Annotated in this window: 24 protein-coding genes; 22 read left to right on the plus strand and 2 right to left on the minus strand. The window is 64.9% G+C overall.

Annotation, left to right across the window (positions count from 1 at the left end):
• Positions 1 to 12 precede the first annotated feature (12 nt).
• Both QO034_RS06305 and QO034_RS06310 read left to right on the plus strand, forming a co-directional pair.
• Positions 13 to 246, plus strand: a complete 234-nt coding sequence (locus tag QO034_RS06305; RefSeq protein WP_284484652.1) for a hypothetical protein — start codon at positions 13 to 15, stop codon at positions 244 to 246.
• A complete protein-coding gene (locus QO034_RS06310; RefSeq protein ID WP_284484653.1) occupies positions 243 to 848 on the plus strand; it encodes an HD domain-containing protein in 606 nt (201 codons plus the stop codon). The genes QO034_RS06305 and QO034_RS06310 overlap by 4 nt, the downstream gene beginning before the upstream one ends.
• Here the strand turns inward: QO034_RS06310 and QO034_RS06315 are convergent.
• Positions 833 to 1249 (minus strand): acyl-CoA thioesterase, encoded by a 417-nt coding sequence (locus QO034_RS06315; protein ID WP_284484654.1) that lies wholly within the window; start codon positions 1247 to 1249, stop codon positions 833 to 835. The two genes, QO034_RS06310 and QO034_RS06315, sit on opposite strands and share 16 nt — an antisense overlap.
• A gap of 521 nt (positions 1250 to 1770) precedes the next feature.
• On the opposite strand from QO034_RS06315, the gene QO034_RS06320 reads away from it, so the two are divergent.
• On the plus strand, positions 1771 to 2439 hold the full coding sequence (locus QO034_RS06320) for a hypothetical protein (protein WP_284484655.1): 669 nt from the start codon (positions 1771 to 1773) through the stop codon (positions 2437 to 2439).
• On the opposite strand, the gene QO034_RS06325 is transcribed toward QO034_RS06320, so the two are convergent.
• A complete protein-coding gene (locus tag QO034_RS06325) occupies positions 2436 to 3284 on the minus strand; it encodes a S24 family peptidase (RefSeq protein ID WP_284484656.1) in 849 nt (282 codons plus the stop codon). The two genes, QO034_RS06320 and QO034_RS06325, sit on opposite strands and share 4 nt — an antisense overlap.
• Here QO034_RS06325 and QO034_RS06330 point away from each other — a divergent pair.
• The 19 genes from QO034_RS06330 to QO034_RS06420 all read left to right on the plus strand — a co-directional run bounded on the left by QO034_RS06330 (position 3276) and on the right by QO034_RS06420 (position 13096).
• Positions 3276 to 3896: a hypothetical protein gene (locus tag QO034_RS06330; RefSeq protein WP_284484657.1), complete on the plus strand. Its 621-nt coding sequence runs from the start codon at positions 3276 to 3278 to the stop codon at positions 3894 to 3896. The genes QO034_RS06325 and QO034_RS06330 overlap by 9 nt on opposite strands.
• Positions 3893 to 4174, plus strand: coding sequence for a hypothetical protein (locus tag QO034_RS06335; RefSeq protein WP_284484658.1), 282 nt, complete (start codon positions 3893 to 3895; stop codon positions 4172 to 4174). Before QO034_RS06330 ends, QO034_RS06335 begins: the two co-directional genes overlap by 4 nt.
• Complete coding sequence (locus QO034_RS06340) at positions 4171 to 4476, plus strand: hypothetical protein (protein WP_284484659.1); 306 nt, start codon at positions 4171 to 4173, stop codon at positions 4474 to 4476. The genes QO034_RS06335 and QO034_RS06340 overlap by 4 nt, the downstream gene beginning before the upstream one ends.
• On the plus strand, positions 4476 to 4733 hold the full coding sequence (locus QO034_RS06345; protein WP_284484660.1) for a helix-turn-helix domain-containing protein: 258 nt from the start codon (positions 4476 to 4478) through the stop codon (positions 4731 to 4733). Before QO034_RS06340 ends, QO034_RS06345 begins: the two co-directional genes overlap by 1 nt.
• The gene (locus tag QO034_RS06350) at positions 4711 to 5625 is read left to right on the plus strand and encodes a ParB/RepB/Spo0J family partition protein (protein ID WP_284484661.1); all 915 of its coding nucleotides are present in this window, start codon (positions 4711 to 4713) and stop codon (positions 5623 to 5625) included. The genes QO034_RS06345 and QO034_RS06350 overlap by 23 nt, the downstream gene beginning before the upstream one ends.
• A gap of 3 nt (positions 5626 to 5628) precedes the next feature.
• Complete coding sequence (locus QO034_RS06355) at positions 5629 to 7746, plus strand: transposase domain-containing protein (RefSeq protein WP_284484662.1); 2118 nt, start codon at positions 5629 to 5631, stop codon at positions 7744 to 7746.
• A gap of 70 nt (positions 7747 to 7816) precedes the next feature.
• Positions 7817 to 8560 (plus strand): AAA family ATPase, encoded by a 744-nt coding sequence (locus QO034_RS06360; protein WP_284484663.1) that lies wholly within the window; start codon positions 7817 to 7819, stop codon positions 8558 to 8560.
• Positions 8557 to 9111: a hypothetical protein gene (locus QO034_RS06365; RefSeq protein WP_284484664.1), complete on the plus strand. Its 555-nt coding sequence runs from the start codon at positions 8557 to 8559 to the stop codon at positions 9109 to 9111. The genes QO034_RS06360 and QO034_RS06365 overlap by 4 nt, the downstream gene beginning before the upstream one ends.
• Positions 9111 to 9494: a hypothetical protein gene (locus QO034_RS06370; protein WP_284484665.1), complete on the plus strand. Its 384-nt coding sequence runs from the start codon at positions 9111 to 9113 to the stop codon at positions 9492 to 9494. Before QO034_RS06365 ends, QO034_RS06370 begins: the two co-directional genes overlap by 1 nt.
• Complete coding sequence (locus QO034_RS06375) at positions 9491 to 9823, plus strand: hypothetical protein (RefSeq protein WP_284484666.1); 333 nt, start codon at positions 9491 to 9493, stop codon at positions 9821 to 9823. Before QO034_RS06370 ends, QO034_RS06375 begins: the two co-directional genes overlap by 4 nt.
• Entirely contained in the window at positions 9813 to 10031 is a 219-nt protein-coding gene (locus QO034_RS06380) for a hypothetical protein (protein ID WP_284484667.1), read from the plus strand. The genes QO034_RS06375 and QO034_RS06380 overlap by 11 nt, the downstream gene beginning before the upstream one ends.
• A complete protein-coding gene (locus QO034_RS06385) occupies positions 10028 to 10444 on the plus strand; it encodes a hypothetical protein (RefSeq protein ID WP_284484668.1) in 417 nt (138 codons plus the stop codon). Before QO034_RS06380 ends, QO034_RS06385 begins: the two co-directional genes overlap by 4 nt.
• 12 nt (positions 10445 to 10456) lie before the next feature.
• Positions 10457 to 10798, plus strand: coding sequence for a hypothetical protein (locus tag QO034_RS06390; protein WP_284484669.1), 342 nt, complete (start codon positions 10457 to 10459; stop codon positions 10796 to 10798).
• Entirely contained in the window at positions 10782 to 11441 is a 660-nt protein-coding gene (locus QO034_RS06395) for a DUF3164 family protein (RefSeq protein WP_284484670.1), read from the plus strand. Before QO034_RS06390 ends, QO034_RS06395 begins: the two co-directional genes overlap by 17 nt.
• A gap of 2 nt (positions 11442 to 11443) precedes the next feature.
• Positions 11444 to 11704: a hypothetical protein gene (locus QO034_RS06400; RefSeq protein ID WP_284484671.1), complete on the plus strand. Its 261-nt coding sequence runs from the start codon at positions 11444 to 11446 to the stop codon at positions 11702 to 11704.
• Entirely contained in the window at positions 11701 to 12450 is a 750-nt protein-coding gene (locus QO034_RS06405) for a hypothetical protein (RefSeq protein ID WP_284484672.1), read from the plus strand. Before QO034_RS06400 ends, QO034_RS06405 begins: the two co-directional genes overlap by 4 nt.
• Complete coding sequence (locus QO034_RS06410; RefSeq protein WP_284484673.1) at positions 12443 to 12700, plus strand: hypothetical protein; 258 nt, start codon at positions 12443 to 12445, stop codon at positions 12698 to 12700. Before QO034_RS06405 ends, QO034_RS06410 begins: the two co-directional genes overlap by 8 nt.
• The gene (locus tag QO034_RS06415) at positions 12693 to 12854 is read left to right on the plus strand and encodes a hypothetical protein (RefSeq protein ID WP_284484674.1); all 162 of its coding nucleotides are present in this window, start codon (positions 12693 to 12695) and stop codon (positions 12852 to 12854) included. Before QO034_RS06410 ends, QO034_RS06415 begins: the two co-directional genes overlap by 8 nt.
• Positions 12851 to 13096, plus strand: a complete 246-nt coding sequence (locus QO034_RS06420) for a hypothetical protein (RefSeq protein ID WP_284484675.1) — start codon at positions 12851 to 12853, stop codon at positions 13094 to 13096. The genes QO034_RS06415 and QO034_RS06420 overlap by 4 nt, the downstream gene beginning before the upstream one ends.
• Positions 13097 to 13105 lie beyond the last annotated feature (9 nt).

Consider the following 13105-nt stretch of genomic DNA (forward strand, 5'->3'; position numbering starts at 1 on the left):
CGGGACAGTCCGATGAGCACGCTGGACAACCTCGCCTCCAAACTGGCCGAAGACACCATGCAGGCGATGCAGGTGACGGGCGACGATCGGTTGTATGTTCAGGTCGGCGACCTGCTCGCCGCTTCCTCGCAATCGCTGGAGGAAGCTTACCTGACCGAAGTGCGGGTGCGTCTTGCCGAGCGGTCGGCGCGCAAGTTCCTCGAAGCCAGGATCGCTTCTGCCGCCCCGGCGAACGCGACCGAATGACGGCGCGGCTGGAAGCGCAGATCGCGTTCCTGCGCGAAGCCGACAAGCTGAAGACGGTCCTGCGGGCCTCCCGGTTGATCGACGGATCGCGGCGCGAGAATTCCGCCGAACACAGTTGGCATATCATGCTCTACGCGCTGGTCCTGGCGGATCAGGCCGGCCCGGAGGTCCGGATCGACCGGGTTCTCCGGATGCTGCTGCTGCACGATCTTGTGGAAATCGACGCAGGCGATGCGCCGATCCACGGCCAGGTCGATCATGCGGCGATGGCCGCAAAGGAACAGGCCGCCGCCGACCGGCTGTTCGCACTCCTGCCCGGCGATCAGGCCGAAGCGTTTCGCGCCCTCTGGGACGAATTCGAAGCGGCGAAAACGCCGGATGCGGTGTTCGCCAAATCCATCGACCGGTTGCAGACTCCGGTCGCAAACCTGGTGAATGGCGGCGGCACATGGACCGACTACCAGGTCACGCTGGATCAACTGGACGACCGGATCGGCATCCCGGTGCGGCGGGGCGCGCCGGATGTCTGGCGCTGGCTGCGGCCGCATCTGGCCGCGTTCTTCAAGACCGCCGGTGCGTCGGACCGTCAGGCCGACATGTAGCGTTCCAGTGCTGCGCGGAAGACATCCGGTATCGGGGCCGACCGCCGGGCGTCCAGATCCATCAGCACCGATTTCCAGTGTGATTCAAAGACGCGGCCCCCGTCCTGCCGCAGAATCCGGTTTCGGAAGGTGGCGGATTTCGTGCCGATAGCCGCAATGTCCGTCCTGACCAGCAGGGTTTCGCCTTCCATCACTTCGGACAGGAAATTGCTTTCGCTGTGGACAACGGCGAAGGACAGCTTCCGACCGTCCACCGTTGCGCCCGGAGGCCAGCCCATGGCGGTCTGCATGGCGAATCCGTTCAGATTGCACAACGCGAAATAACGCGCCACGTTCATATGCCCGAGCGCGTCGCAATCGGCGGTTCCGATCACGACCCGCGTTTCCTGCACCTGCCCCATTTTCATCCTTTCTGAATGTAGTTTGACAGTTATTCTTTCAGTAACCGGAAGACGGTCGATGATGCCGGAAGTGCGCGGACGGGAGCCTTGTAAATAAGGCGCTGGACCGCGCCACGGGCAACATTTGACGCACTGATGTCTTGTCTTTCAATTCGGCATTAGACGGCCATTTCAGGGCGTCTCGGCGGATTTTGTGACATAGATCCTTTCAAACCCTTCGCGGTCGCGCAAGTGCCGTTGAATAAAGGATAATCGTAAAGCAGAACGGCCAGAATGCCGGGATTTTCGCGGCAGAACCGGGCGCGGAACTGGGAACTGGCGTTCCTTCTTTGGTGGCGCAGTTCCCAGAATGGGATTCGATGCGTGATTACAACAACTTGCCAATTTCGGACTGGTCGCGAAAGGGCGGTCGAACTGGGAAGCGATTTTTGCGGTTTCGGCCTGATCAGGGTAGGGAAAACCGCCATGACGGATCGAATCCGCGCGTGTTAGAATGACAGGGTTTTGCTTAGGAGGATGATATGGGTTTTAGGGGTTTCCTGGCAGCGGTGCTTGCGCTGAATGTCGGGGCGGCTGCACCGGCCGTTGCCGATCGCATAGATGAATGTCACGAGGCGCTGGAGGTTGGCGACAAGAACACTGCAATGATCATGGCCCAGTCCATCCGCATATTCCAAGCTCCTTCGGAGCGCGCGCTGCAACTGCGTGCGTTGGACTGCCTGCACCAGTCCCTGGACGGGACCTTTCTTGTCGTGAACAACAAGTTCGTTTCAAGCGAACAGGTTCAGTTTCAGATGGAGGAGCTGGAGAAAGCGAGCGCCGAGCTCGAGGAACTTCATGGCGCGCTGAACGGGACGAAAAACGAGCTCGTCGCGAAAATCGCGTCGCGCCAAATAGAGATACTGTACTGCGATCTCGGCACCTTAACCGCGGTCATTCCATTCATCCTAGACGGCAGCGGAAACAGGGTATCCATGCTGACCGAGTCGGACGAAAACGAAGTGGAATTGTTCGATGGAAAACGCGTGACGCTTGTGTCGAAGGCTGCGGTTACCGTGATCGATGGCTACCAGCTATTCAGCCTCTCAGGCAACGAGCAGTTCAAAGCAATGTGCGACGACATCAGTCGTGACGTTGCGCGGGCGCTGACGCGACTGTCGCAGTTCGATTGGGGAGCGGTCCAGAACTAGAGGCCCTTACCCGACCAGATCACCCGACCCATGATCGCGGCGGTCGCCTGTCGCGATGGCGGGATCAGGTCGACGGGTTCGGACGGATCGGCGCCGCTGAGGATCCAGGAGCCATCGCGCGCCGCCTGAGCCCAGCGGACAACCGGTCTGCCGTCGATGCGCAGGGCGAGCAGATCGCGGCCCCGAGGTGCCGTGACGGAGGTGTCGATCACGGCGACGGACCATTGCGGGATCATCGGCGCCAGCCTGTCATCGGTCACGGCGACCAGGGCGAGATCGTCGGGCGACAGATGACGCCGGCGGAACCACGATTTCGGGAAGCCGAGGGCCGTCGGGACGCGCCACCGATCCGGCAGTTCGCCCTGGTCGCCGGTCAGCTGAAGGACATGCATTTCATCGGCGCCCGCGCCCTGCCCGTCTCTTGAGTCCGGAATGAACCGGACATCGACGCCGGACTTGCCGAGGCGGCCGCGATAGACGCCGATCACCGGATGCATCGCATCGATGGCCGCCAGCGGGCGGGTTTCGAGAAAGTCGGACTGTGTGCCGTTCTCCGGCGGCAGCCAGCCGCGCAGGGTGGCGCTGGACTGGTCCAGCTCTATGAGGCGCTTGATCGCCACGCGGCGCTCCGCCGTTGCCTCCCGGACCCAGACGCGGTCCCCGGCCTGCGGGCGGCGACCCGGAGAGACAACGCAGAAATCGCCTGACCGGATGCCCTCGGGCTGCATCGAGGTTCCCTGGGCAGAGACCCAGAAGGCCGTGTCGTCGTCGATCCAGGCCGGTCTTGGCAGATCCTCGCGTTCGACCAGGTCATCGGCCCAGCCGTTGGTTCCGCAGTGCGCCATGCCGTGATGCGGCAAGCGGCGGTCAGGATCGATAGCCAGGCGATCCACTGGCGCAGCTATTCGCTTGGGGCCGAAGTAGATTTCCAGATCAAGCACCTCGGCCAGTTTTTCAAGGTTCTGATAGCTGTAACGAGGCCTCTCGCCGCGCGCGTTGAGCATATTCTTGATCAGCGACGCGTTACCGACTGCCGCCCGAGAAGCTTCGGCCGCAGTAACGCCCTTCTCCTGGAGGGCATCCTGAATCGCCTTCAAAATATCATTCATCAAATAAGCAATAGCCCTAATGGGCTAAACCAATCAATAGTAGCCAAATTGGGCTTTACAGCCGTGGCTCAATTGGGCTATATCACAAGCATGAGCAGAAACATAGACATTTTGGTCAAACTCGCGAAGGCGCAGGCCGCGCATGAGGGCGTGACCCATTGGGCAATCTCCATGCGGATCTTCGGCAAAGGCGATTTCTTCGACAACTTCATCAAAGGGCGACGCAAGCAGTGCAACGTCGACGCCTGGTTCCGCGTCATGTTCTGGTTCGACCGGAACTGGCCCGAAGACCTTGAATGGCCCGCCAGCATACCGCGCCTCAAGGAGAGAGCGGGGGATGCCGCATGAGCATGGGCACGGAATTTCTGCAACCCGAAACCGAGCGCGCCAGAAGCCGCGCCGCTTCGGGCACCTGCGCGGACGGTGGCGGGGATGCGCCGTCCGCGCTTTTTCATACCGGCGCACCACTCGCGGCGCGGGGGTCCGGCAGCCGGCACGGAGAAGGCCGGTTCCGGACCCCATCTTGGGTGCGCGCCGTGGGATTCTGGGCCGGCGAGATCATCGCCTGCGCCAGCCTGTTCGGCACCCTTTTCATCCTGCTTTTCATCGGAGGAGCCATTCAATGAACGCCCTGCCCCAGCCTCCTGCCCCGGCGCCAGACCACCAGAGCCTGACACCAGCCGAGCGGATCGAGTCGCTGGTCGACGCGATCGCGACCTACCAGAGCCTGCTGGTCGCCGCGAACCGGTATGGCGATCTGATCAACGGCGGCGACGGCCTGCCGGCGGATGCCGAGCTGAAATCGCTCGATGGCATGTATGACGCGTCCGACACCGCCGCGCAGATGGTCTGCCATCTGGCGCGGGCGTCGATCATCGATCTTGAGCGCGCCGCGGCCCTGCTGCGGCAGAACGCCGGGCGGATCTGATGCATTACGCGCGCCTGTCCAGAAGTCCCCGCCTGCGCCGCGCCCTGCGCGCCTTGCAGGCCGCGCAGGGAGAGATCAGCACCTTCGATCTTTCGCGCCGGGCACGGATCTGCGCGGTGAATTCGGTCATCGCCGAGTTGCGCGCCAATGGCGCGGAGATCGCCTGCCGCCAGGCCCGCGAAGACGGGCAAGTGCGGTTTTATTACACCCTTCTGAAATCACCGGAGCATCCCCATGCGCCCTCCAAGACTGATTGAACGGACAGACATTCCCATAGACGAGATCGACTGCATGAACCGGCTGCGGCCGGTCACCGACAAGGCGGTCGCGAGCCTGAAGGCGTCCATCGAGACGATGGGCCTGCAGTCTGAGATCCATGTCCGCCGGATCAAGAAGACCGGGCGGTTGCGCCTGATGGCGGGCGGGCACCGGATCGAGGTCTATCGCCAGCTGGGCCACGCGACGATCCCGGCCAAGGTGTGGGACTGCACCGACGACATGGCGCTGCTGTTTGAGATCGACGACAACCTGGCGCATGCGGAGCTTGATACGCTGGAGCTGTCGGTGTTCCTGGCGCGTCGGAAAGAGGTCTATGGGCGGGCGTTTCCGCAGGCCAAACGCGGAGCAATAGGAAACATGGCGCGGCATGGTCTCCTAACTGACGATCTGTCAGTTAGCAGCTTTGCCGCCACCGCCGCTGCGAAAATGGGCGTATCTGAACGGATGGTTTTCCGCCTGGTCGCCGCCGGATCGGCGCTCGGCCCGGATGAGATCGGCAGGCTGCGCCGGGCGCCGCGCAAGGTGAGCCTCGCCGATCTGCAGGTCATCGCCAAGGTCGGCAACCCGGTCGACCGCTACGACATCGTCGAGGCGCTGTCCGAAGGCGCGGCGAAATCCGCCAAGGAGGTCATGAAGCGCAAGAGCGCGCCGGGCGCGGCTGTGAAAGACCCGATTCAAGACGCGTTCAAACGCCTTCGCGATGCCTGGCAGCGCGCCCCGAAAGAGGCGCAGAGGCGGTTCGTCCGGGACTATCACGCCGAACTGCACCCCATCCTGTCGGAGGCGTGGAAAGAGCGTCAGGCCATGGCGCCCGCAGACGCGGCACGGGCCGAACTGGAGCGCCGCGCGCGCCTCTCCGGGGAGGGCTGAGCCATGGCCAGACTCGAACCGCACAAACTCTGGTGGACGCCTGACGAGCTGGCGGCAGCGCGGCTGCCCGACCTGCCCGGCAGCAAGCGCGGCATCAACCTGCTGGCCGAACGGTTGAACTGGCGCAGGACGCCGGGCTGCGCACGCAGGAAGCCTGGGCGCGGCGGCGGCTGGGAATATCACTGGTCGGTGTTGTCCGTCACGGCGCAGCGCAAGCTGCTGGCCGAGGCGGCGGAGACTATGGAAGAAGTGCGCGATCGGGGCAGTGCCTGGGCGGAATTCGACGCCCTGCCGGATGCGGCCAAGGAGAAGGCGCGCGAACGGGTCACAGCCCTGCAGATGGCCGCGCGGCTGCATCAATCGGGCTGCACGCATCTCGACGCGATGAGCGAGGCGGCGCGGCAATGCGGGGTGAGCGGGCGCACGGTCTATAACTGGGCGCAGATGGTCGAGGGCGTGGCCGAAGAGGACTGGCTGGCCTATCTCGCGCCGCGCAACCGGCTGACCCGCCGCCAGCCCGCGCGGGCCAGCTGCACGCGGGCCTTCATGGAGTATCTCAAGAGCATTTATCTGCGGCTCGAGCAACCGACCTTCCGGCAGTGTTACCGCAATGCCTGCCGACAGGCCGTCGCGGAGGGCTGGGAGGTCCTGAAGGAGCGCACGGCGTTCCGCCGGCTGGAGGCCGAGGTGCCGCGCGTGACGCGGGTGTTCGCGCGGGAGGGTGAGAAGGGTCTTTTGCGCTGTTTCCCGGCGCAGATCCGCGACCGGTCGGGCATGGTGGCGATGGAAGGTGTGAACGCCGACTGTCACAAGATCGATGTGTTCGTGAGCTGGCCAGATGGCACCATCAATCGGCCGCAGATCGTCGCCTTCCAGGACCTTTATTCCGGCAAGATCCTGTCCTGGCGGGTCGATCACGATCCGAACAAGGTCATGGTCATGGCGGCGTGGGGAGAGCTGGTCGAGACCTGGGGCATCCCGCGCCACTGTCTCTTCGACAACGGGCGCGAATTCGCCAACAAGTGGATGACGGCAGGCACGCCGACCCGGTTCCGCTTCAAGGTGCGCGAGGACGATCCGCTGGGGGTGCTGCCGCTTCTCGGCGTGCAGGTGCATTGGGCGACTCCCGCGCATGGGCAGGCCAAGCCGATCGAGCGGGCGTTCCGGGACATCGCAAGCGACATCGCCAAGGACGCGCGCTTTGCCGGGGCCTATGTGGGCAACCGGCCGGATGCCAAGCCCGAGAATTACGGCAGCCGCGCGATCCCGGCCGAGACGTTCATCAAGGTCCTGGAAGAAGGGATCGCCGAGCACAACGCGCGGGACGGCCGCCTGAGCCATACGGCGAAGGGCCGGTCCTTCGATGCGACCTTCGCCGAGAGCTACGAGGCCGCGCCGATCCGAAAGGCCACCGAGGAACAGCGCCGGCTCTGGATGATGGGCCAGCATGCCGGGCACCTGCATCGCGACAACGGGCAGCTGCGGCTTTATGGCAACCACTATTACAGCGACTGGATGAGCCAGCAGGCGGGGCAGAAGGTGATCGCCCGGTTCGATCCGGAGGATCTGCATGCCGGGGTCCATGTCTACGGGGTGGACGGCGCCTATCTCGGTTTCGCGGAATGCCGCCAGAAGCGCGGCTTCTTCGACATCACGGCCGCGCGGGAAGAGGCGCGGCGCCGCAGCCGTATCCGGCAGGCCGAGAAGAAGCTGCTGGAGGCGCATCGCACGGTTCCGGTCGAACAGATCGCGCGCGATCTGGACAGGCTGGCGCCGGATACGCCCGCGCGCATCGAGGCGAAGGTGGTGTCGCCCACCTTCGGGAAGCGGCCCTCCGGCCTGCCGATGCAGCGCCCCGGATATGAGCCCCGGAAGGACGCCGAGGTCGAGGCGGCGCGGGAGGCGATGATCGTGTCCCTGCCGAACCCCACGAACGCCCCGGCCGCGGCCGAGCGTCCGGCGGACAGGTTCCGCCGCGCGCAGGCCATCGTCGCGAGGTCGGAGGCGGGGCAGCCCATCGGCCGGGAGGAGGCCACCTGGGTGGCCGGCTACATGGAGACAGCGGAATACCAGGGTCTTTTGCAGATGCAGGAGAGCTTTGGGAAGGACGGGATCGGCTGATCCCGAAAACAAATGCCGCCACCAGGCTTCGGACCCATCGGTGGCGGCAAGAGCAGTAACAGGAGTGATTATGACACAGCACATGGCCCTGGGCAACAGCATCCAACCCCTGAGAAACGTCGCGGCGCTCGTGACGCTGATCAAGCGCGTCCAGAAGCGCGGATTCGGCCTGCCCGGCATGGCGACGTTCTACGGCCCGCCGGGCTTCGGGAAGACCTACGCGGCCTGCCACGCGGCCGCCGCGCTCGATGCGATCCACATCCCGGTCCAGAAGCTCTGGACCAAGAAGACGCTCCTGACCTCGATCCTGAACGAGCTGTCGATCGTGCCGCGCCCGACCATGGCCGACATGATGATGCAGGTGAACGAGGGGCTGGCGCTGTCCGGGCGCCCCCTGATCATCGACGAGGCGGACTACGCGGTGGCGCGCGGGCTGATCGAGATCATCCGGGATTTTCACGACGGAAGCTCGATGCCGGTGATCCTGATCGGCATGGAGATGCTGCCCCAGAAGCTGAGCAAATGGGAGCTGGTCGACGGGCGCATGCTGGCCTGGGTGGGGGCCGAGCCCGCCGACCTGCGGGACGCCCAGATGCTCGCGCGGGTCTATGCGCGGGACATCGTCATCGATGACGCCCTGCTCGAGCGGATCGTCACGGTCAACAAGGGCAATGCCCGGCGGATCAGCACCGACCTCGCCCATGTCAATGAGCAGAGCCTGATGCAGGGGAGCAAGCGGATGACGCTGGATGCCTGGGGTGACGCCCCGTTCCTGCGGGGCGAGGCGCCCGCACCGCGCCGGGGGATCGCATGATGCGTGAACCGAAGACACCTCCAGCCAACGCGCTTCAGAAGGAAGTCTGGGCGTTCCTGGTCTCGCATATGCACGTGACTCGCGAGGATGTGCGGCAGGCCTGTCCGGGCAGCAACAACTCCATCAATGTCTATCTGGGCCAGCTGGTCGCCGAGGGCGTGCTGCGCTCCTGCGGGCGCGAAGGGCGGCGGACGATCTACACGGTGCACGAGGCGGCGGACCTGGTCGAGATGACCGCCGGGCAGCGGGCCAGCCCCGAGGGGGCCATCTGGCGGACGATCCGGATCATGAGGGAATTCACCCCGCCGGACATCGAGGCGGCGCTGATCGGCGCCGAGGCGGATGTCGATCCCAGGCGTATCCAGACCTACAGCACGCTGCTGGTCCGCGCCGGATACCTTCAGGTGCTGCGCAAGGCGGGCAAGGTGCGCCCGGCGCACTACCGGCTGATCCGGGACACCGGGCCGCTGCCGCCCGTCGAAAAGCGCCTGCCGGTGGTGATCGACGGAAACGAGGACCGGATCGTCTATGCGAAAGGGGAGCGGCTGTGATGGATCGGATGGAAATCGCCCGCGAATACTGGGGCGCGGATGTGCCCGACTGGATCAGGGCGCTGGTCGTTGCCTGCGACGCGCCGGGGGCCTCGCAGAACCGGGTGGCGAAGCGGCTGGGATACACCGGCGGCGTGGTCAGCCAGCTGTTGCGGAAAGCGTACCCCGGCAATCTCGACCGGATCGAGGACCGGGTGCGCGCCATCTACATGGGCGGGCAGATCGCCTGCCCGGCGCTTGGCGAGATCGGCAGCGCCGCCTGTCTTGACTGGCGCGACCGGTCGGTGGCGCTGGGTTCGGTCAGCCCGATGGCGGTGCGCATGTTCCGCGCCTGCCGCGCCTGCCCGCGCAACCGGGCCGTGGCCGAGGAGGACGCGGCATGATCGATCATGATTCGGTCCTGAAACTGGCGCGGTGCCGGCTGCGGCCCGGCGACATTGCCGCGCGCCTGGGGATGACACCGGACCAGGTCTACAATTCCATATCCCGGGCGCGGTCGCGCGGAGAGGACATTCCGCCGTTCAGCCGGAAAACGTCGGTGGGCCGGTCGCGCAGGCTCTTTATCCCGACCCATGTGCTCGATCTGCTCGCACCGCATGCGCAGGCGCGCCAGACCGACATGTTCGATCTGGCCGGGCGGATCATCGCCGTCGTCGCCGAGGAGAACATGATCGACGCCGTTCTGGATGATGGGGGCGCAAATGCAGGATGAACGCTGGACCCGCGAAGACCTGCTGCGCCTGGCGGCCAGCGGTGTCGCCAAGGTCGACCTGCTCGGCCCGCGCGGCACGACGCTGTGTTCGATGGACGAGATCGCCGCGATGGCCGGGCTGCTGGCTGTTTCCGGCCTGCTGCCGCCGCCGGGCGCTCCGGACGGCGTAAACGAAACCCCGAAGTTCACAACGAGGAGGAAGGCATGACGAACCAGGCCAAGATGACGCTCGAAGAGCGTATCGTGCAAACCCTGAAAAGCGATCACCTGATGAAGCTCGTCGGCGATGAAGACGCGATCACCGAACTGGTCGAGCGCGCAATCAAAGAGGGCCTATTTCAGCCGAGGCGCGTCCCGAAATCTTATGGCGGTTACGACGAGGCTGACAGTCCCGTTGTGGATGCCGCACGATCAGTCGCCGAGGAAGCTGCCAGCAGGTTGGCGGAGAAGATAACCATCTCGGTCATGGAGGATGACGGTTTTCGCGCCCAGGTCAGGACAGCGATGATCGCCGCCATTCCGCACGTCATGATGACGGCTTTCGAATCCCAGATGAAGGCCGCCGCCCAGGCTGCCGCATACGATGAGGTCGTCATTTTGCGCGACCAGCTCAACGGATAGCGAGGTGCCCTCATGAAAATCGAGATCGAGAAGGCCGAGTACGGCGGGTTCCGGGCTGTGTCTGAAACCCCGCCCATTCACGTTGTGGCCGATACTCTGCCGGCATTGCGCACCGCCGTACTCGAGGCGGTGGCCGGAATGACGGAAGTCATGCTGGATGTTTCGGAGACGGCATTCCTGGCGCGGAACCTGGCCGACAGGTGGACCCGCATACAGCGCCGCTGCCCCTTCAGGATCGGCAACGGCGATGCCTGCACCCACATGACAAACCCAAGCTGGAGTGCGGACTGCGAATTCGAAGTCTGCCCGTTCATCCAGAAATCAACAGGAGGCAAAGATGCCCGAACACAGTGACTTCACCCCTGCCCCGATCCCGGACGGCCGGATCGTCGTCAATGGCCGGACTTACATGGGCGATGGCAGGGGCGGGCTGATTCCGGTCGAGCTGATCCGGGCGGAGAACCTTCTCGAGGACGAGACCGTGCGCAAGATCATGGGCTATGCCGTCGCGCTGTCCGAGCAGGTCAGCCGGTTCAAGGGGCACGCGTTCGAGGATGTGGGCGCGTTCGAGGCGATCCTCGCGCAGGAATACGAGCTGACCGTCGGAGGGGCCAAGGGCAACAAGACGCTGATGAGCCATGACGGCCTGCTGAAGGTGCAGGTGCAGGTGGCCGATTACATCGATTTCGGCAGCCAGCTGCAGATCGCCAAGGGGCTGGTCGACGAATGCCTGACCGAATGGGCGGCGGATGCGCGCCCCGAGCTGCGCGCCATCGTGACGCGCGCCTTCAATACCGACAAGGAAGGTCAGATCAACCGGTCCGAGATCTTCATGCTGCTCAGGCTCGAGATCGACGACGCGCGCTGGAAGAAAGCGATGGACGCGATCCGCGCGGCGATGCGGGTGGTGGGGAGCCGCACCTACATGCGCTTCTATCGCCGCGACACCCAGAACAGCGCCTGGGAGAACGTCACCATCGACATGGCGAAGGCGTGACGATGGCCAGATACAAGCTGCCCGCTTATCCGAGATCGGAGCGCGAAGCCAGGGCGCGGGTCAACCGCAAATTGAAGGCGTTGCGGAACCGCGCGTTCGATCTCCTGACAGACTCTGCCGGAATGTTCGAAGAAGGCATCGTATCCGGTTCGATCGACATGCTCTTCGAGGACATCGAGCGCGGGATCGCCAGCGTCAAGGAGGCCATGGACGAGGAAGTGGAGCGCGCGGATGAGCGCGAAAGAGAGGGGGAGGAACTATGACAATCGAGATCCGCATCAACGACAACGGCCGTCACGACGTCGTCAGATACGAGCCGATGGTGCTCGGAACGTTCGTTTGCCGCGAGCATGCCGAGCTGTTCGCCGACGCGCTTGAGGTCGGGACGTCAGAGCGCGCGCAGGAGACGCCGGCCTTCGCGCGGCCGATGGTGACGCCCGTGGCATATGAGCCGCATCAGTTCACCGACTTTCCGGCGGTCACGGCGTTGGACTGGACAGAGGTGGTTGTTCCATCGAACTTCACGCCCGTCGATGCCGAACCGAAACCGGAAACGGGGCCGGCACCCGTTCCGGTGCCGGCGGCAGAGGATCGTCCGGACTCCGACTGGGAGGCGGCGCTCGACCGGCTGGAGGCCGGGGAGAAGCTGATGGCGGTGGCGACGGATATGGCACTGCCCTTCGCATCGCTGCGCGCGAAATGGGCCGGCTGCATTTCCAACGGCACGCGCAAGAAACCAGATACGCAGGCGCCGCCTCCTGAGCAGGCGCCGCCTCCTGAAAGGTCTGGGAGCGAGGCCGAGGACAGCCCGGTTTCGGGCGGCGTCGGCGCGGTGCTGGCGCGTGGCGCGGCGCGCGGCTTCAGCGGGGATGAAGACGACCTGCTGATCAACATGGATCGCGCCGAGATCGAGGCATTCGCGCGCGACACCGGGCGCAGCGTGGCCGTGTGCGAGCGGCGCCAGAAGGCGCTGCAGGAAGGCGCCGCCCGGCTGATGCGCGATGGCTGAGCGCGATGACTGGATACCATGGCTGAGCGGGACCCCGGAAAGGTCTGGGAGTGACACCGAGGACAGTCCGGTTTCGGGCGGCGTCGGCGCGGCGCGCGGATTCAGCGGGGATGAAGATGACCTGCTGATCAACATGGATCGCGCCGAGATCGAGGCGTTCGCGCGCGACACCGGGCGCAGCGTGGCCGTGTGCGAGCGGCGACAGCAGGCGCTGCAGGACGGGCTGTCCAAGATGATGCGCGATGGCTGAGCGCGGCCGGGGCTATGAGCAGCGGCTCGTCCGCGTCGAACAGGCCCTGGTCGAACTGGCGCGGATGCTGGCCGCGCTGCTGCCCGAGGACCGGCAGCGGATCATGACAGCGACCCGGCATCTACCGGAGCATGGAAACGGAGACGAAGAATGAACGAAGAGATGTTTCTGGCCAACCTGCAGCGGGTGGTCGATGCGCATGTCAACAGGCTGGCCTATTCGCACAGCCTTCTGATGCACGGAACGGCGGTCCTGATGCGGCTGGCGCGACAGGCGGGCGTGCCGGAGGAACAGGTCCTTGAGGCGGTCGATGCGGAAAGCGCGCGGGTCGACCGCGAGATGGACCAGGTGGTGGAGGCGCTGACGCAGCGGCTCTACGGCCCGACGATGCACTGAGGAGATGCC

Source organism: Sedimentitalea xiamensis (assembly GCF_030164465.1).
GTDB lineage: Bacteria > Pseudomonadota > Alphaproteobacteria > Rhodobacterales > Rhodobacteraceae > Sedimentitalea > Sedimentitalea xiamensis.